Source organism: Pseudomonas sp. MRSN 12121 (assembly GCF_000931465.1).
Lineage (GTDB): Bacteria > Pseudomonadota > Gammaproteobacteria > Pseudomonadales > Pseudomonadaceae > Aquipseudomonas.
Window position 1 is genome coordinate 1,417,916 of sequence record NZ_CP010892.1, and the last position, 17,962, is coordinate 1,435,877.

Consider the following 17,962-nt stretch of genomic DNA (forward strand, 5'->3'; position numbering starts at 1 on the left):
CTTCTCTATCTGGTTTCAGCGACGGATACGGGCTTGGAGGAAGGACAGCACGTCGGCCACCGGCAGCGCTTGCGCCTCGGCTTCGGTACGGCTCTTGTATTCCAGGTTGCCTTCGGCCAGGCCACGGTCGCTGACCACGATCCGGTGTGGGATGCCGATCAGTTCCATGTCCGCGAACTTGATGCCCGGGCTGGTCTTCTTGTCGCGATCGTCCAGCAGCACTTCGAAGCCGGCCGCGGTCAGTTGCGCGTACAGCTTGTCGGTGGCTTCGCGAACCTGCTCGGTTTCATAGCGCAGCGGCACCAGGGCGATCTGGAACGGCGCCAGGGTGTCGCTCCAGATGATGCCGTTCTCGTCGTTGTTCTGCTCGATGGCCGCGGCCACCACGCGGGACACGCCGATGCCGTAGCAGCCCATTTCCAGGGTGACCGGCTTGCCGTTCTCGCCCAGCACTTCGCACTTCATCGCCTTGCTGTACTTGTTGCCCAGCTGGAAGATGTGCCCGACTTCGATGCCGCGCTTGATCTCCAGGGTGCCCTTGCCGTCCGGGCTCGGGTCGCCGGCGACCACGTTACGCAGGTCGGCCACGGTCGGGAGCGCCATGTCGCGTTCCCAGTTGAAGCCGAAGTAGTGCTTGTCGTCGATGTTCGCGCCGATGCCGAAGTCGCTCATCAGGGCGACCGAGCGGTCGATGATGATCGGCAGCGGCAGGTTCAGCGGGCCCAGGGAGCCGGCGCCGGCGCCGATGGCGTCGCGCAGCTCGGTTTCCGAGGCCATGACCAGCGGGCTGGCCACGCCAGGCTGGTTGGCCGCCTTGATTTCGTTCAGCTCGTGGTCGCCGCGAACGATCAGGGCGATCAGCTTGCCGGCTTCCTCGGCATGCACCACCAGGGTCTTGACGGTCTTTTCGATGGGCAGGTTGTAGCCTTCCACCAGCTGCGCGATGGTTTTCGCGTCGGGGGTATCGACCAGGCGCAGTTCTTCGCTTGGCGCCGGGCGCGAGGTTTCACGAGGCACGGCTTCGGCTTTCTCGATGTTCGCCGCGTAGTCGGAGCCGTTGCTGAAGACGATATCGTCTTCGCCGGACTCGGCCAGTACGTGGAACTCATGGGAGCCGGCGCCGCCAATGGAACCGTTGTCCGCTTCTACCGGACGGAATTTCAGGCCCAGGCGGGTGAACACGTTGCAGTAGGCTTCGTGCATGCGGTCGTAGGTGACCTGCAGCGATGCCTGGTCGGCGTGGAAGGAATAGGCGTCCTTCATGATGAACTCGCGACCGCGCATCAGGCCGAAGCGTGGGCGGATTTCATCGCGGAATTTGGTCTGGATCTGGTACAGGTTGATCGGCAGCTGCTTGTAGCTGCTCAGCTCGTTGCGGGCCAGATCGGTGATCACTTCTTCGTGGGTCGGGCCAGCGCAGAAATCGCGGCCATGACGATCCTTGAAGCGCAGCAGTTCAGGGCCGTACTCCTCCCAGCGACCGGATTCCTGCCACAGTTCAGCCGGTTGCGTGCTCGGCATCAACACTTCCAGGGAGCCGGCGGCGTTCATTTCCTCACGAACGATGGCTTCGACCTTGCGCATCACCCGCAGGCCCATCGGGAGCCAGGTGTACAGGCCCGAGGCCAGTTTGCGGATCATGCCGGCGCGCAGCATCAGCTGATGGCTGATCACGACCGCATCGGAAGGCGTTTCTTTCTGTGTGGCGAGCAAAAATTGACTGGTGCGCATGGTAGGCCGTTGTCGGTTGCTGAGACTGGAAATGACGGAGCATTGTACGGGCGAGATCCGTTGCCGTACAGGCGTGCGGCCGGGGGAGGTCGGGGCGCCGGCCGAAGGCCCGTGCGCCCGGGAGTTTCTTAGCGTTCTTCGCTGACGGCGGCCGCTGGCGGCGTGGCTTCGGGGGCTGCCGGCGGCTCGGCGCGACGGCTTTCCTGGAACCAGTGCAGGGCGATCAGGATCAACGTCGGCACGCCGAGCAGTGCGGTGATCATGAAGAAGTCGTGATAACCGAACTTCTCCACCATGACGCCGGAATAACCGCCGATCAGGCGTGGCAACAGCAGCATGATCGAGCTGAGCAGGGCGTACTGGGTCGCCGAGAATTTCAGGTTGGTCAGGCTCGACAGGTAGGCGACGAAGGCCGAGGTGGCCAGGCCCGAGCTGAAGTTGTCCAGGGAAATGGTCAGCACCAGCATCTGCAGGTTGGGGCCCATGTCGGCGAGCATCAGGAACAGCAGGTTGGTCGCGGCGGAAGCGGCGCCACCGATGAACAGGATCGGCAGGATGCCGAAGCGCACGATCAGCAGGCCGCCCATGCCGGCCCCGACCAGGGTCATGATCAGGCCGAAAATCTTGCTGACGCTGGCGATCTGGTCCTTGGTGAAGCCCTGGTCGATGTAGAAGACGTTGGCCATCACGCCCATCACCGTGTCCGACATCCGGTAGGTGGCGATCAGGCCCAGCAACAGCAGCGCTTGCCAGCGGTAGCGCAGGATGAAGTCGTTGACGGGGGTCAGCACCGGCGCCAGGCCGCGACGGCCCATGGCCGACAGGCACAGGGACGTCAGGATGATGTAGAGGATGGCCCGCAGGAACGCCCGGTCTTCCAGCAACAGGTCCAGCAGGCTGACGCCTTCGAACAGCACGCTGGCGAAATCGGTGTTGTACAGCTGGGTGAACATCGCCGGCACGGACACCAGCAGCACGATCAGCACGAACACCGAGACCAGCTGGTGCATGAAACTGTAGCGTCCGGCGGACAGCTGGGTGCGCAGCGGCACTGGTGGTTCGCGCATGAACAGGGTGGTCAGCAGCGCGGGAATCATCAGGACGCCGAACAGCACATAGGTGCCGGTCCAGGCCGAATGCTTGTAGCTGAAACCGGTGGAGCCGAAGCCTTCGGCGAAGAACAGGGCGCCGGCGGTGGCCAGCAGCGCCGCGACGCGGTAGCCGGACATGTAGCTGGCAGCCAGGGCGGCCTGGCGGCTGTCGTCGGCGATTTCCAGGCGGTAGGCGTCCACCGCGATGTCCTGGGTGGCCGAGGCGAAGGCGACGAGAACGGCAATGGCGATCAGCCAGGACAGGTGTTTTTGCGGATCGCAGAACCCCATGCCGATCAGCCCGAGGAGCACCAGCGCTTGCGACAGGACCAGCCAGGAGCGGCGGCGTCCGAGTTTGCCCAGCAGCGGCAGGCGCCATTGGTCGAGCAAGGGCGACCAGACCCATTTGAAGGCATAGGCCAGGCCGATCAGGCTGGCATAGCCAATGGTCTCGCGAGCCACGCCGGCTTCACGCAACCAGACCGAAAGCGTCGAAAACACCAGCATGTAGGGCAGGCCGGCGGCGAAACCAAGCAGCAACAGCACGAGCGTCGAGGGGCTGGCATAGGCGGCGAGCGCGGCGCGCCAGGTTTTACGGGGCATGGGCTGGAGTCTGCCTCAGAATTACGGAAACAAAGCGCGCACTCTAACCGCTGTGCTCTACCGGACGCCAGCCATGGCGCCGAATATCCACTCGATTGTTCAGGATCGAGACACCTTCCATGCGCAATCGCGCGCGCTGTTCGTCGCCCGATGCGCTGCCCGCAGGCAGGCTGATACGCCCGCCCGCGCCCAGCACACGGTGCCAGGGCAGGGTGGTGTCGGCGGGCAACTGGCTGAGCGTGCGCCCGACCCAGCGCGCGGCACGTCCCAGGCCGGCCATTTCCCCCAGTTGGCCATAGCTGACCACTTTGCCTTCCGGCACTTGGGCGAGGGTCAGGTAGAGCGCCGTGCGTCGGATTTCGGCGGGACTTTGGGCGGTGTCGAGCGGTTCGGTCACGTGTGGATTTCCTGATGAAGGCTTGTAAACCGTCTGTAGGACAAAGCAGGTATTAACGGTTGAAAAGTTGAACTCACTATAGATAGCCGAGTCAGTCGTACCTGACGCGTTATCGATGTGGATAATGCCGGTTTTTTTCGCAAACTCGAGTCCTGTATCTGTTTATGTTGTCCAGAACCCTGCTGTGCCTTGCCGTTTTCAGTGCCTCCAGCCCCTTGCTCGCCGATACCGTGTGGTTGAAGAACGGTGACCGCCTGAGTGGCAAGATCAAAGTCTTCGACGGTGGCAAATTATTGATCCAGACCGAGTATGCCGGGGCCATCCCGATCGACTGGAAACAGGTCAAGACCCTGGAAAGCGACCAGGAACTGCTGGTCAAGCAGGACGCCTATAGCGGTGAGAAGGCCAAGTCCCTGCATGCGGCGGAAGATGGCAAGGTGACCCTGGCCAACGGCGAGGCGCCGAAGACCGTGGAGCTGGCGAGCATCCAGCAGATCCTCAAGCCCAAGCCGGTGGTCGAGGACCTGGTGTGGAAGGGCAATGTCGATATGGCGCTGGATTATCAGCGGGCGGACAAGGACACCGACGACTACGACATCGACTTCAAGACCTCGGCGCGCCATGGCAAATGGCGGCACACCGCGGAAGGCGAATACAACCGCGAGTTCCAGAACGATGTGGTCACCACCGACAACTGGCGCGCCGAATACGCCCTGGACCGCTTCCTGACCGACCAGTGGTTCTGGCAGGGCCGCTTGAATTACAAGCGCGACAAGGTCGAGGACCTGGCCCGCCAGCGCGTGGTGGGTACCGGCCCGGGCTATCAGTTCTGGGACGACGAGCTGGGTGCGTTCTCCCTCGGGTCGCTGTTCAACCGTACAGACTATGAGTACAAGGATGGCGGCAAGGACAACTTCTATTCCCTGGCCATGAAGTGGGACTACAACCGCTACCTGATCGGCAAGCGAGTCGAGCTGTTTACCAATGGCGAGGTGGGCAAGCCGCTCTCCGATGTGGCCAATTACGCCCTGGATGCCGAAATCGGCCTGCGCTACAAGGTCACGGACTGGGCGTCGCTCAACCTCAAGGCCGAGCGCGACATCATCAGCGGCACCAAGGACAGCGACCTCAACAAGACCCGCTACACCGCGGGGTTTGGCGTGGCCTGGTAAGCGTCGCAGCCCTTGCAACGAAAAAGTCCCGCGGTTCGCACCGGCGGGACTTTTCGTTCGACGGCGCCAGGGCGCGGTCTCAATAACACCTGGTCATGCGTGGCTCAGCTGCAGGTCCCTTGACGGGCGCCGGCCTGGTACTGGCATTCGCTTCGTGTGCTGCCGTCTTCGTTCCAGAAGCGCATCCAACCGTGCTCCTGGCCGTCGAGGTAGTCCGTGGATGACTTCATCTGGCCGTTTTCGTACCAGGTAAGCGCAGGCCCTTGCAGCTGTGCGTCCTTGTAGATCTTGTGGTCCTTGAGCCGGCCATTGTCGTACCACTCCTTGAAATCACCCTGCTCGCGGTGCTGTTCATCCCACTGCCACTGGAGGGTCTGCACGCCCTGTTCGTTCCAAAGGGCATAACTGCGCTGGGTGCCGTGTTCGTCGTTGAATTGCTTCTGCTTTACCTTGCCGTTGGGGTGGTACTCGACCTGCCAGCCCACGGGCTGGTTGTCGACGTAGTCGACAGTGCCTTCCAGGGTGCCATCGGGGTAGTAGGACGGGCTGGGCCCGACTTTCTTGCCGGCGACGAAGGTGCCACTGTTCTTGACCCGCCCATCCGGGTAATAGCTGATGGCTGGGCCGTCCAGCAGGTTGTCGCGGTAGGTGATGCGACCGGCGAGCTTGCCGTTCTCGTCGTATTCCAGGTATTCGCCGTCGACGCGTTTGTCCTGGTGCCAGTTGTAGGCCTCGGCCACCTTGCCATTGTCGTGGTAGGTGGTTTGCCGACCCTCGAGAAGGTCGTCCAGGTAGTTCGTGCGTTCGACCACGACACCGTTCTCGGAGTAGGTCAGCACCTCTCCCTGGCGTCTGCCTTGGGCGTCATAGCCGATGCTTTGACCGATCTGGCCGCTCGGGTAGTAGGTTTTCGAGGTGTGCACGGGCTTGCCTGAAACGAAGTCCTCGGTGCTGACGAAAAAGTCCCGGCGCAGGGTGCCTGATTCGGCATAGAAGACTTTCGCGTGCCAGGCTTTTTGCCGTTTGTCGTAGCTCATCGGCATCTTCAGGTAGTACGAGGCCAGGCTCTGGCCTGTCGGCGCGTATTGCTCGTCGAGATAGAGCTTGCCGTCGACCAGGGAAGCGGTCAGGTCACCGCACTCTTCGGGGGTACAGGGCCGGACTTTCTTGAAGAAGGCGCGTTTTCCGTCGCAGTCCGAAAGGGTTAGCAACAGAGGGACCTGTTGATCGATCAGTTGCTGAATCTCTCCCAGGGCTCTGCTGAATGATTCTTCGGGAATGCCTGCCGATTCCGGCGTGAGATACACCTCGTTGCTTCCACAGCGATGGGCAGTGGAAAGCTCCAGCAGCACCGCGAGCCGCAGCTGGGGCTGTTGTTCCGAGTCCACCCCGATGTAGCTGGAGCGGGTGTTCATGCTGGTGATGACCGTTGGGTGGTCGGGGACAGGGGCGGCCGAGAGAGTGAGCGGGAGGGTGAAGGTCAGTACGGCAGTGCTCAACGACTTCCAGTGTTTGAACGGCATCCTGCTGTTTCCATGTGATTGTCCAGGGGGTGGCGGATCATAAGCGTACGGGCGATGAGTAAAAACACCCGGGCACAAAAAAGCCCCGCTTTGAGGGCGGGGCTTTTTACTGTTTCAGTACAAGTTAGATAACTTGAACTTCTTCAGCTTGCATGCCTTTCTGACCGCGGGTAGCGATGAAAGAAACCTGCTGGCCTTCTTTCAGGGTTTTGAAACCGTCGGATTGGATAGCTTTGAAGTGTACGAACAGGTCGTCACCGGATTGTGGAGTGATGAAGCCGAAGCCTTTTTCATCGTTGAACCACTTAACGGTACCGGTTTGGCGATTGGACATGGTGTATCTCCTTGGACAAAGTTAACTGCGGCTCAGGAAAAGCCCTGGCCGAGACTGAGTGCAAAGAGCAGGAAAAATTCTGGAGATGGTTGGATCGAAATTCAACATCGTGTAGAGATTCTCAGTGACACAAGCAGCACAGTGGCGCCACCTTAACCCTTTTTCCAGAACCTGCCAATGTTCTTTGCGAAGGATTCGCGCTTTTAGTGACTGGCGGTGTGGCGGATGCGCTCCAGCCCGCCAGTATTGCGGCCTGCAGCGAGAAAAGCGGTGCAGACTTTGAACCCGCAGGCGCACCCCGGTAAGATGCCGGACAGAATTTTTCCACCTCGCTATTTCAGGACACCCGCCATGAGCATCAAATCGGACAAGTGGATTCGCCGCATGGCGCAAGAGCACGGCATGATCGAGCCTTTCGTGGAGCGCCAGATGCGTGGCGAAGGCGCGGACCGGCTGATTTCTTTCGGCGTTTCGAGCTACGGCTACGATGTGCGCTGCGCCGATGAGTTCAAGGTGTTCACCAACATCAATTCGGCCACCGTCGATCCGAAAAACTTCGATGCCGGCAGCTTCGTCGACATCAAGAGCGACGTCTGCATCATCCCGCCCAACTCCTTCGCTCTGGCCCGTACCGTCGAATACTTCCGCATCCCGCGCAATGTGCTGACGATCTGCCTGGGCAAGAGCACTTATGCCCGTTGCGGCATCATCGTCAACGTCACTCCGCTCGAGCCTGAGTGGGAAGGCCACGTGACCCTGGAATTCTCCAACACCACCACCTTGCCGGCGAAGATCTACGCCAACGAAGGCGTGGCGCAGATGCTGTTCCTGGAGTCCGACGAAGAGTGCGAAGTGTCCTATAAGGACCGTGGCGGCAAGTACCAGGGCCAGCGTGGCGTGACCCTGCCGCGTACCTGAGTTCGCCGTCCGATCAAGTAGCGGGAATTCCTGGGCGGGCAGATACTCTATTCAGAGGACTGCCCCGGTTTGCGCACAGCGGACCGTGCATAGCTCAGGAGTACCCCATGAAGATCGATCCGCTTGTAAGCGCCGCAATTGCCAGACTTGAGCCCAATCAGGTCGGCGTCCTGGCCTGGTCACTGCTGGCGCACCCCAGCGTGGCAGGCGGCATTCCCGGCCAACCCGACCCGGATTCCCCACAACCCGCCGAGCCGACCGAACCTGGCGAGCCAACCCTGCCGGACGAGCCGCCTCCCGCTCCTGTCGCCTGATTGACGCCCCTGAAAAAAGGCCGGCCCGCCGCATCCATCGAGGTCGCGGCGGGCTGGCCTTTTGCCTGTTGGCGCTCTGGAGCTACTTCAGGTTGCCGCTGAGAAACTGTTTCAGGCGCTCGCTCTTCGGATTGCCCAGCACCTCTTCCGGCACGCCTTCTTCTTCCACCAGCCCCTTGTGCAGGAACAGCACCTGGCTCGACACCTTGCGCGCGAAGCTCATTTCATGGGTGACCATGATCATGGTCCGGCCTTCCTCGGCCAGCCCCTGGATCACCTTGAGCACTTCGCCCACCAGCTCTGGGTCGAGGGCCGAGGTGGGTTCGTCGAACAGCATCACTTCCGGTTCCATCGCCAGGGCCCGGGCAATCGCCACCCGCTGCTGCTGGCCGCCGGAGAGAAAGGCCGGGTACTGGCCGGCTACCCGGGCGGGCAGGCCGACCTTGTCCAGGTAGCGCCGGGCGCGCTCCTCGGCCTCGCTCTTGCTGATGCCCAGTACCCGGCGCGGCGCCATGGTGATGTTTTCCAGCACGGTCATGTGGCTCCACAGGTTGAAGTGCTGGAACACCATGGCCAGGCGGGTGCGGATCCGTTGCAGCTCCTCGGCGTCGGCCACGTGCATGCCGTGGCGGTCCTTGACCATGCGGATCGCCTGGCCGTCGAGGCTCATGGCACCGTCGTCCGGGGTCTCGAGGAAGTTGATGCAACGCAGGAAGGTGCTTTTGCCCGAGCCGCTGGCGCCGATCAGGCTGATCACGTCGCCGGTCCTGGCCTTGAGCGAGACCCCTTTGAGCACTTCATTGTCGCCGTAGCATTTATGCAGGCCTTCGATGGTCAGTTTGTACATGGCATGCATCCTCAAGGCGAAAGTAGGTAGCCGCTGCGATAGGCTTCGCGGCCGGCGACATGGGCGATCACCATGCCGGCCGTGGCAATGCGGCGCAGCGAACGGGCGTAGAGCAGGCCGGCGCCGCTGCAGTGAATGGGTGTGACACGGTCGGTGATCGGGTCGATGACCTCGGCGACCTGTTGACCGGCCTCCAGGTATTCCCCGGGCAGGGCGGTGAACACCAGCAAGCCGCCGACGGGCGTGGCCACCGGCTCGACACCGGCCAGCGGAGTGGCCGGATAGGGCAGTTCGGGCAGGGCTGGCGCCTCGCCGGCAATGGCGCCGAAATGGGTCAGGTAATCCAGCACCGCCTGGCAATCCCGGCTCGCCAGGTCGTGGTTGACATCGCCCTGGCCGCGCAGCTCGACAGTGACTGAAAAACTGCCCTGGGGAATGGCGAACCGTTCGCCGAAGCGCTGTTGCAATTGCCACCAGAGCAGGGTGAAGCATTCGTCGAACGACTGGCCGCCGGAGTCGGTGGCCAGCAGGCAGGCCTGCGAACCGATATAGCGGGCCAGCGGTTCGACCTGCGGCCAGGCCTCGGGCGTGGTGTACAGGTGGGCCACGGCTTCGAAATCACAGTGCAGGTCCAGCACCATGTCCGCGTCGCAGGCCAGGCGCTGCAAGGCCAGGCGCTGGGACTGCAGCTGGGTGCCGGCGGTCTGCTCTGCCAGGGCATGGCGCAGGGCGGCGCGGATGAGTTCGCGGTTGTGCCGCGGGTCGTCGTTCAGCTGGCTTTCGATGGCGTTGCCGACCTGGTCGGCGACGTCGACGAACCAGCGATTGAAGTTCTGCCCGCTCTCCAGTTCGTAGCGGCCCAGCGGCACATCCATCAATACCTGCTCCAGGCCGACCGGATTGGCCACCGGGACCAGGACGATTTCGCTGCGCAGGCGGCCCTGGGCTTCCAGCTCCGCCAGGCGCGCCTTGAGGTGCCAGGCCACGAGCATGCCCGGCAACTCGTCGGCGTGTAGCGACGACTGGATGTAGATCTTGCCTTCGGCCCGTTCGGGGCCGAAGTGGAAACTGTGGATCTGCCGCGCGGTGCCCGGCAGCGGGGCGAGCAGATCATGGGTCTGGTGGCGCATGGGGAATGGTTTGCCTTGTTCTAGTGGGCCGGACCGAGGAAGGCCAGCCAGCGGCGTTCGGCGAGACGGAACAGGCCGACCAGCGCGAAGGTCACGGTGAGGTAGATCAACGCGGCGATGCCGAAGGACTCGAACGTCATGAAGGTCGCCGAGTTGGCATCGCGGGCGACTTTCAGCACGTCCGGTATGGTCGCGGTGAAGGCTACGGTGGTGGAGTGCAACATCAGGATCACTTCGTTGCTGTAGTAGGGCAGCGAGCGGCGCAGGGCCGACGGCATGATCACGTAGGCGTACAGCTTCCAGCCGCTGAGGCCGTAGGCCTTGGCGGCCTCGACTTCACCGTGGGCCATGCTGCGGATCGCCCCGGCGAAGATCTCCGTGGTGTAGGCGCAGGTGTTCAGGGCAAAGGCGAGGATGGTGCAGTTCATCGCGTCGCGAAAGAACGCATCGAGCACCGGCTGGGCGCGGATCGCCGCGATGCTGTAGATCCCGGTGTAGCAGATCAGCAGCTGGATATAGAGCGGCGTGCCGCGGAACAGGTAGGTGTAGAACTGCACCGGCCAGCGGATATAGAAGTGCGGCGAGACCCGGGCGATGGACAGCGGGATCGACACCAGGAAGCCGATGAAGATCGAGGCGCTGAGCAGCCACATCGTCATGGCCAGGCCGGTGATGTTGTAGCCGTCGCTATAAAGGAAGGGGCGCCAGTATTCCTGCAGGAGTTCGATCATCGCACCGCCTCCCGCGAGCCGGCCGCGTAGTGGCGTTCGAGCCAGCGCAGGACGACGTTGGACGCGCTGGTGATGAGCAGGTAGATCACCGCCGCCAGCACCAGGAAGTAGAACAGCTGGTAGGTGCTCTTGCCGGCGTCCTGGGCGGCCTTGACCAGGTCGGCCAGGCCGATGATCGACACCAGTGCGGTGGCCTTGAGCATCACCATCCAGTTGTTGCCGATGCCCGGCAGGGCAAAACGCATCATCTGCGGAAAGATCACGAAGCGAAAACGCTGGCCGCGCTTGAGGCCGTAGGCGGTGGCGGCTTCGATCTGGCCGCGGGGCACGGCGAGGATGGCGCCGCGGAACGTTTCGGTGAAGTACGCCCCGTAAATGAAACCCAGGGTGATGACCCCGGCGCTGAACGGGTCGATCTCGATGTATTCCCATTCCATGAAGTTGGTGAAGGACGTCAGCCAGGTTTGCAGGCTGTAGAAGATCAGCAGCATCAGGACCAGGTCCGGTACGCCGCGGATCAGCGTGGTGTAGAGCTGGGCCGGCAGCCGCACCAGGCCCAGCCGGGAGAGTTTGGCGCTGGCGCCGATCAGGCCGAGGAGGACGCTGAGCAGCAGCGACAACACCGAAAGTTTGATCGTCATCCAGGTGCCTTCCAGCAGCAACGGACCGAACCCCTTGAGGCTGAAGGCGGAAAGCCCAAGGGTTTGCAAAAGTTCTTCGAACATAAATCAGGGACCTGTGGCGATAAAAAAGGCGCCCATCGAGGATGGGCGCCAGGTGCTTATTTACCGCTGTAGAGATTCAGGTCGCCAAAGTGCTTTTTCTGGATGGTGGCGTAGGTGCCATCATCGTGTAACGCTTTGATACCTTTATCCAGGAGAGCCTTGAGCTCTTTGTTACCTTTCGAGATACCGACAGCTGTCTTGGCCGGCAGCAGCGGGCTTTCCACTGGCTTGCTCACTTCATAATCGGCGCCTTGCGGCGATTTCAGGAACCCCAGCTCGGCTTGCAGCATGTCCTGGATCGACGCGTCCAGACGTCCGGAAATCAGGTCGGCGTACACCTGGTCCTGGTTCTGGTAGGCCTGGGTCTTTACCCCGGCCTTGTCCAGCACGGCCTTGGCATAGGCTTCCTGGATGGTGCCCTGCTCGTAGCCGACGGCCTTGCCCTTGAGCGAGGCGGTGTCTTCGCTCAGGCCGGAACCTTTCTTGAAGACGAAGGAGGTCGGGCCGGAGAACAGCTCGCTGGAGAAGTCGATGACCTTCTCGCGGGCCGGAGTGACGGTCATGGACGAGATCACACCGTCGAATTTATTGGCCTTGAGGCCCGGGATCATGCCGTCGAAATCGCTTTCGACCCATTTGCACTTGACCTTCAGTTCGGCACAGATGGCATTGCCCAGGTCGATGTCGAAGCCTACCAGGCTGCCATCGGCGGCCTTGGATTCGAAAGGTGCGTAGGACGGGTCGACGCCGAAGCGCAGTTCCTTGTATTCCTTGGCCAGCGCGGAGCCGGCGGCCATGCAGAGAGCCAGTGCAGAAAGGGTCAGCAGTGCTTTTTTCATTATGTAATCCCTGGAAACCAAGATGAGCGCTTGTGGCGCATTAGGACTGTTACTGCAAAGCGTCAGACTTAATGAAAGTAGCAATTTCCGAACCAGAGTCCCGAACAGGTGTTTTAAAAGGTGGTGCAAGGGCGGGGGATGGGCCGGCCATGCACTGAAAAGGCGCGTGCCGCAGCTCATGCATCAATAGCGAGCGGGGGCCGGTTGGCCGGGGCGAATGTGGGGGAGGAAAAGCGGCGCGGGGGCCGGCCCACCCCCTGCTGGGGGCGGGCGGCGCAAGGTCACTTGCCTGGAGTGAGGGTCAGGCGGGTCTTGCCGTAGAGACGGTCGAAGTTCTGCGGTTGCAGCGGGAAGCTCAGGTACTGGCCCTTGAGCCAGCCGTCGATGCCGTTCAGGTAGTTGGGGCTGGCCGGGTTGCCGGACTGGCCGCTGCTGTTCATCACGCTCAGCGGTTCGCTCTGGCCGAAGTCGACGATCAGGCGCAGCGCCGGGGCCTGGGTGACAGCGAAGTCCTGGCCCCAGCGATACGGCGAGCTGTTCAGGGTGCTGTGATCGCCACCGGCGGCCAGTGGGCCGCGAATCGTCTGGCCGCTGGCGTTTTTCCAGCTGTAGCCGTGCAGCTTGCCCCATTGCCAGGCGCGGCGATCGCCACCCAGCTGGCGTTCGCCGGCGCTGATGGCCGCGGCCAGGCTGCGGGCGAGGATCGTCGGTTTGTCTTCTTTCTGCGGGGTCCGGCTGTCGTCCCAGAACGGGCTGTCTTCCTGGCCGAGCAGGTGGTCGGCCTGGGCCGAATAGGACAGCGCGCCGTTGGCGACGAAGGCCTGCCACGCCGGGCTGGATTCCGGGCCCAGCTTGTCGAGGAAGATCAGCCTGGCGCTTTCCTGCAGGAACAGCTCGTAGATCGCCGCGTCGGCCGATACCGGGCTGAGCTTGCCGTCGAATGCCATCAGGCGGCTGTAGGCCTCGCGAGCCTTGCCGCGGTCCGCTTCGGGCAGGGCGTCGATGGCCTTTTTCAGCGGCTGCGCCATGCCGGGGGCTTCGAACATTTTCTTCAGCTTGGCGGCGAAGGTGGTGCTCTGGTCGTACTGCATGGCGATCATGCTGCGGCCGTCGTGCTTGCCGCTGCCGGCCAGCTCGGCCAGGCGCTCGCCGCGTTCCGGGTAATACCAGGAGTTGGACAACTGCATGCCGTAACCATGGGGGATGACCCGCTGGTTGGCGGTGCCCAGCCAGCCCTGGGCCGGATCCTGGTCATAGGGGTGGAGCATCGGGTCGGCATAACCGTCCCAGTCGTAGCGACCCTCCCAGCCCGGCGACGGCAGCAGGCCTTCGCCCTCACGGCGGTTGGGGAAGCGGCCGGTGACTTGCCAGCCGATATGGCTGGCATCGGCGAACAGCAGATTCAGGCCGATGGCACGGATCTCGCGGCTGGCGTCGGAAGCCCGTTCCACGTTCTGCGCCCGGGACAGGTCGAAGAAGGCATCCAGGCTCTTGTCGTCCGCCAGGCTCGGCTGTTGCAGGGCCAGGCCGTAACCACCACCGGGATTGCCGGCGCTGTTGAGCAGGGCGCCATGGCGGGTCTCATAGACCGCTTCACGAATCGGCCGCTGGCCTTTGACGAAGTAGGTTTCATTGCGTACCACGGCCGGCAGCCATTTGCCGTTGGCTTCGTAATACAGCGCATTGCCCTGGCGCTTGAGTTTTTCCAGGAACAGGTCCTGGTTGTCGCCGCCGACCGACGCCGTGCTCCAGGCGATCTTGCCGTTGAAGCCCTGGACGATCATCGGCAGGCCCGGGATCGTAGCGCCCGCGGCCTGGTACTTGGGCGCGCGGATCTGTACCAGGTTCCAGGCCGGCGACTGGCTGTCGGCGGCCAGCAGGCTGCGGCCGCTGCGGCTGCGCTGGGGGGCGATGGCCCAATTGCTGGCGCCGCTGGCGCTCAACGGGTTGAGCTGGTCCAGCTTGCCGGCGGCGGCGCTGATTTCGCCCAGGCCCGGGATGTTCAGGTTGAGGCCCTTGAGCTTGTCGCTCTCGGCCAGCGGCAGCGGTTCGTCGGGGTAGCTCGGGGTCAGCCAGGCGAGTTTGTCGGCGCCGACTTTCTGCGCCAGCACCAGGGCATTGATCTCTTCCGGCAGGTTGGCCGACTGGCTGAAGTTCAGCAGGCAGAAAATCAGCGCCGAATCTTCCGGCTTCCAGTACTCGGGCTTGTAGCCGGTGGCGGCCAGGTCCGGCGGCAGCTTGTCGCGGTAGCGGAACAGGTAGGCGTTGACCCCGCGGGCATAGACCTCGAAGAAGCGCTTGATCCGCGGGGAAGAAGCCTTGTAGAGCTCGCCGGCGCTGTTTTTCAGGTTGACCGCGCGCATGTAGCGGTCGACATCCAGCGCCTCCGGGCCGGACATTTCCGCCAGGCGGCCCTGGGCCAGCAGGCGCAGGGTGACCATCTGGTTGATCCGGTCGCTGGCATGCACATAACCCAGGGCGAACAGCGCATCGTGGAAGCTGTTGCTTTCGATCAGCGGCATGCCCAGGGCATTGCGCCGTACCGATACGTTCTGGGCCAGGCCCTTGAGCGGTTGCACGCCGGAGGTCGGCGGCAGGCTGTCCTGAGTGTTCCATGACTGGCAACCGGCCAGGCTGAGAACGCCGGCCACTGCCGCGGCAACGCCGAACCGGGGAAGAAAGTGTGAGAAGGCTGGCGAGGCCATGGCAAAGCTCCTGCGGGGGGTAGCGTCAATAAAGGCGCTACGTTAGTGAGCAGGCGAGTGCCGCGCAAGCGGGGCGCGAGAGTATTTCTGCGTGGCCGGATAAATAGCCGGCGCCGCCGCTGGGTGGCCGCCCGGAACAGAGCGGCCACCGCGGTCGGCGAGCGGACGACGGGCTGTCGGGGCTCAGGATTTGGGTGGATTGACCCGCTGCACGATGGCGTAGGCGCGAGTGGTGGCCGGGCGGTCGAGGATACGGTTGAACCAGCGGTGCAGGTGGGGGAAGTTTTCCAGGTCCTGGCTTTGCCACTTGTGGGAAACGATCCACGGGTAGATCGCCATGTCGGCGATGCTGTATTCGCTGCCGGCGACGAACTCCCGGTCCGCCAGGCGTCGGTCCAGCACGCCGTACAAACGGTCGGTTTCATCGACGTAGCGCTTGATCGCGTAAGGGATCTTTTCCGGGGCGAACTGGCTGAAATGATGGTTCTGCCCGGCCATCGGACCCAGCCCGCCCATCTGCCAGAACAGCCATTGCAGGGCTTCCTGGCGACCACGCAGGTCCTTGGGCAGGAATTGCCCGGTCTTTTCCGCCAGGTACAACAGGATGGCGCCAGACTCGAACAGCGACAGCGGCGCGCCGCCGTCGGCCGGCTGATGGTCGACGATGGCCGGGATCCGGTTGTTTGGTGCGATCTTCAGGAACTCGGGCTTGAACTGCTCGCCCTGGCCGATATTGACCGGGTGCACGCTGTAGGGCAGGCCGGCTTCCTCGAGGAACAGGGAGATTTTATGGCCGTTGGGGGTGGTCCAGTAATACAGATCGATCATGGAGCTCTCCAGATAAACGAAAGGACATTCTGTTACGGACAGCAGACGGCGGTATTCGGTCATCCGGTCTACATACGACGGCTTGCCTGTCAGGAGAGGTGATGTTGAAGTGCGCGAAATTCAATGACCCGATGTGAGAAAAATCAGCATGGAGCTTCAGACAAATGCGGCGCTGATCCTGATCGATCAACAGCAGGGCATCCTGCACCCCAGGCTCGGGCGGCGTAACAACCCCGGGGCCGAAGACCGCATCGCCGAGTTGCTGGCGTATTGGCGGCGGACGGCGCGGCCGCCGATCCACGTGCAGCACCTGTCCCGTAGCGAGCAGTCGGTGTTCTGGCCGGGGCAGTCGGGGGTGGAGTTCCAGCAGCGGTTTTTGCCGCAGGGCAGCGAGGCGGTGATTCGCAAGCAGGTACCGGACGCCTTCTGCGCCACGACCCTGGAAGCCGATTTGCGCCGGGCCGGGATCGGCCAGTTGGTGATAGTCGGCGTGGCGACCCACAATTCGGTGGAGTCGACGGCGCGCACCGCCGGCAACCTGGGGTTCGACACCTGGGTGGTGGAAGACGCCTGCTACACCTTCGACAAGGCCGACTTCTTTGGCCGGGCCCGCAGCGCCGAAGAGGTGCATGCCATGTCACTGGGCAACTTGCATGGCGAGTACGCGACGGTGATCGATTCGAAGCAGATCCTGCCACACGATCTGTAGGCCCGTAGGAGCGAAGCTTGCTCGCGATAGGGACGACTGGGTTGATCAAGGTGACCGAGTTGATCCCATCGCGAGCAAGCTTCGCTCCTACATGAAAGCAGGGGTTACGGCATCAGGCGCCGTGGCACTTCTTGAATTTCTTGCTGCTGCCACAAGGGCAAGGATCGTTGCGGCCGACATCTTTCAAGGCGTTGCGCACCGGCTCCTGGTGAGCGTGGTTGCAATGCGGACCGTGAACATGGCCGTGGTCGTGATCGTGGTGATCATGATCGTGGTTGCAGTCAGGGCCATGGACATGGGGTTGCTGGGTCATCGAGGTAGCTCCGGAATAAAATCGGCGGGAATTATCTCGCCTTTGCGCCTCAGGTGCACGTCATGACCGATGAATAATCCGGTTTCCAGCAGGCCTTCCAGACGATAGGGGATCGGTCGCTGCGGTTCCTTCAACCATTTCGCCACCTGACGCACCTGGGGCCACAGGTTGGTGCGCACCGGAACCTGGAAATAGGCGCTGCGTTTGGGGCCGACGGTGAACCAGTGTTCGTGCTCGCCCTCCGTGAGCAGGATGTCGCCCAGATAGACCCGGTATTCCAGGGCCCTGACCGTGAGATCGGCATCGTTGGGGTTGTCGACGCGAAAGTGCAGGCGCAGGCGCTGTTCCAGGACATTCGCCTTGATCACCTCGACCTTGACCAGATGGACCTGTGGATCGGGGCTGTCATCGGCGAACCATGAGGCGCATCCCGACAGCGCCAGCGCTGTGAGCAGCCCGAGTGTCCGTAGTGCGCGTAGCTGAGCGACCATGCCATTACTCCGTTTGAACTTCCAGTCTAGGCGCTGAGCGAGAAATGGCGGTGTGTCGGGGCCAGGGGCCGTTCGGATGTCGGTCAGCTGGTGAAGTAGCTGGCGCAGCACTTCTTGAACTTCTGCCCGCTGGCGCAGGGGCAGGCGTCATTGCGGCCGGCCTTGAGCTGCACGGTGGGGTCGATGAAATACCAGCGCCCGCCGTTCTGCACGAAGGACGAGCGCTCGCGGTGGCTGTGCTCGCCCTGGCTGTCGTGCCAGCGCGCGGTGAAGGTGACAAAGGCATGTTCCGGCTGGCCGCCGAAGACCTCCGAACTTTCCACTTCCAGGCCCAGCCAGGTGCTTTGTGCGCTCCAGGCGCCGATGGACTGGCGGTCGAGGCCGGTCTGTTGCGCCGGCAGCGTGGTGGCCACTAGGTAATCCACTAGGCCCAGCACATAGGCGCTGTAGCGCGAGCGCATCAGGGCCTCGGCGCAGGGCGCGGGGTGGCCGGCGTGATAGTGGCCGCAGCAGGCATCCAGCAGGTTGCCGCTGCCGCAGGGACAAATAGAACGACTCATT

The 17,962-nt window shown here is 62.8% G+C and carries 19 protein-coding genes; 4 read left to right on the top strand and 15 right to left on the bottom strand.

Translation table 11 applies throughout. The annotated features are described in order from the left end of the window. Positions 1–15: 15 nt before the first annotated feature. The 3 genes from TO66_RS06405 to TO66_RS06415 all read right to left on the bottom strand — a co-directional run bounded on the left by TO66_RS06405 (position 16) and on the right by TO66_RS06415 (position 3,822). Positions 16–1,731 (bottom strand): proline--tRNA ligase, encoded by a 1,716-nt coding sequence (locus TO66_RS06405; protein ID WP_044461541.1) that lies wholly within the window; start codon positions 1,729–1,731, stop codon positions 16–18. Between the two features lie 128 nt (positions 1,732–1,859). Next, positions 1,860–3,425: an AmpG family muropeptide MFS transporter gene (locus TO66_RS06410; RefSeq protein WP_044461542.1), complete on the bottom strand. Its 1,566-nt coding sequence runs from the start codon at positions 3,423–3,425 to the stop codon at positions 1,860–1,862. Between the two features lie 43 nt (positions 3,426–3,468). Beyond that, positions 3,469–3,822, bottom strand: coding sequence for an MGMT family protein (locus tag TO66_RS06415; RefSeq protein WP_044461543.1), 354 nt, complete (start codon positions 3,820–3,822; stop codon positions 3,469–3,471). Between the two features lie 164 nt (positions 3,823–3,986). Between TO66_RS06415 and TO66_RS06420 the strand changes: the two genes are divergently transcribed. Next, a complete protein-coding gene (locus TO66_RS06420) occupies positions 3,987–4,994 on the top strand; it encodes a DUF481 domain-containing protein (RefSeq protein WP_044461544.1) in 1,008 nt (335 codons plus the stop codon). A gap of 104 nt (positions 4,995–5,098) precedes the next feature. Here TO66_RS06420 and TO66_RS06425 read toward each other — a convergent pair whose 3' ends face one another. Continuing rightward, the gene (locus TO66_RS06425; RefSeq protein WP_044461545.1) at positions 5,099–6,517 is read right to left on the bottom strand and encodes a toxin-antitoxin system YwqK family antitoxin; all 1,419 of its coding nucleotides are present in this window, start codon (positions 6,515–6,517) and stop codon (positions 5,099–5,101) included. Between the two features lie 124 nt (positions 6,518–6,641). Beyond that, positions 6,642–6,851, bottom strand: a complete 210-nt coding sequence (locus TO66_RS06430; RefSeq protein WP_044461546.1) for a cold-shock protein — start codon at positions 6,849–6,851, stop codon at positions 6,642–6,644. A 351-nt stretch (positions 6,852–7,202) separates the two neighbouring features. Here TO66_RS06430 and dcd point away from each other — a divergent pair, with 351 nt between their 5' ends. Continuing rightward, the gene (dcd, locus tag TO66_RS06435; protein ID WP_010445012.1) at positions 7,203–7,769 is read left to right on the top strand and encodes a dCTP deaminase; all 567 of its coding nucleotides are present in this window, start codon (positions 7,203–7,205) and stop codon (positions 7,767–7,769) included. 107 nt (positions 7,770–7,876) lie between these two features. Then, positions 7,877–8,083: a hypothetical protein gene (locus TO66_RS06440; RefSeq protein ID WP_044461547.1), complete on the top strand. Its 207-nt coding sequence runs from the start codon at positions 7,877–7,879 to the stop codon at positions 8,081–8,083. 82 nt (positions 8,084–8,165) lie between these two features. On the opposite strand, the gene TO66_RS06445 is transcribed toward TO66_RS06440, so the two are convergent. The 7 genes from TO66_RS06445 to TO66_RS06475 form a co-directional block, all read right to left on the bottom strand. Then, entirely contained in the window at positions 8,166–8,930 is a 765-nt protein-coding gene (locus TO66_RS06445; RefSeq protein WP_044465959.1) for an ABC transporter ATP-binding protein, read from the bottom strand. An 11-nt stretch (positions 8,931–8,941) separates the two neighbouring features. Further along, on the bottom strand, positions 8,942–10,060 hold the full coding sequence (locus tag TO66_RS06450; protein WP_044461548.1) for a succinylglutamate desuccinylase/aspartoacylase family protein: 1,119 nt from the start codon (positions 10,058–10,060) through the stop codon (positions 8,942–8,944). Between the two features lie 20 nt (positions 10,061–10,080). Then, complete coding sequence (locus TO66_RS06455; protein WP_044461549.1) at positions 10,081–10,791, bottom strand: ABC transporter permease; 711 nt, start codon at positions 10,789–10,791, stop codon at positions 10,081–10,083. Next, the gene (locus TO66_RS06460; RefSeq protein WP_044461550.1) at positions 10,788–11,516 is read right to left on the bottom strand and encodes an ABC transporter permease; all 729 of its coding nucleotides are present in this window, start codon (positions 11,514–11,516) and stop codon (positions 10,788–10,790) included. Before TO66_RS06460 ends, TO66_RS06455 begins: the two co-directional genes overlap by 4 nt. Before the next feature lie 56 nt (positions 11,517–11,572). Continuing rightward, on the bottom strand, positions 11,573–12,355 hold the full coding sequence (locus TO66_RS06465) for a transporter substrate-binding domain-containing protein (RefSeq protein ID WP_044461551.1): 783 nt from the start codon (positions 12,353–12,355) through the stop codon (positions 11,573–11,575). Between the two features lie 281 nt (positions 12,356–12,636). Continuing rightward, positions 12,637–15,060 carry a penicillin acylase family protein gene (locus TO66_RS06470; RefSeq protein ID WP_044461552.1) on the bottom strand — a complete coding sequence of 808 codons (2,424 nt, stop codon included), beginning with the start codon at positions 15,058–15,060 and terminating at the stop codon, positions 12,637–12,639. Between the two features lie 183 nt (positions 15,061–15,243). Further along, positions 15,244–15,888 (bottom strand): glutathione binding-like protein, encoded by a 645-nt coding sequence (locus tag TO66_RS06475; protein ID WP_044461553.1) that lies wholly within the window; start codon positions 15,886–15,888, stop codon positions 15,244–15,246. A gap of 148 nt (positions 15,889–16,036) precedes the next feature. Between TO66_RS06475 and TO66_RS06480 the strand changes: the two genes are divergently transcribed. Continuing rightward, a complete protein-coding gene (locus TO66_RS06480) occupies positions 16,037–16,597 on the top strand; it encodes a cysteine hydrolase family protein (protein ID WP_044461554.1) in 561 nt (186 codons plus the stop codon). A gap of 112 nt (positions 16,598–16,709) precedes the next feature. Here TO66_RS06480 and TO66_RS32320 read toward each other — a convergent pair whose 3' ends face one another. The 3 genes from TO66_RS32320 to TO66_RS06495 form a co-directional block, all read right to left on the bottom strand. Next, on the bottom strand, positions 16,710–16,910 hold the full coding sequence (locus TO66_RS32320; RefSeq protein WP_007923047.1) for an SEC-C metal-binding domain-containing protein: 201 nt from the start codon (positions 16,908–16,910) through the stop codon (positions 16,710–16,712). Next, the gene (locus tag TO66_RS06490; protein WP_044461555.1) at positions 16,907–17,401 is read right to left on the bottom strand and encodes an LEA type 2 family protein; all 495 of its coding nucleotides are present in this window, start codon (positions 17,399–17,401) and stop codon (positions 16,907–16,909) included. The genes TO66_RS32320 and TO66_RS06490 overlap by 4 nt, the downstream gene beginning before the upstream one ends. 83 nt (positions 17,402–17,484) lie before the next feature. Further along, positions 17,485–17,961 (bottom strand): YchJ family protein, encoded by a 477-nt coding sequence (locus TO66_RS06495; RefSeq protein WP_044461556.1) that lies wholly within the window; start codon positions 17,959–17,961, stop codon positions 17,485–17,487. Position 17,962: the final 1 nt, after the last annotated feature.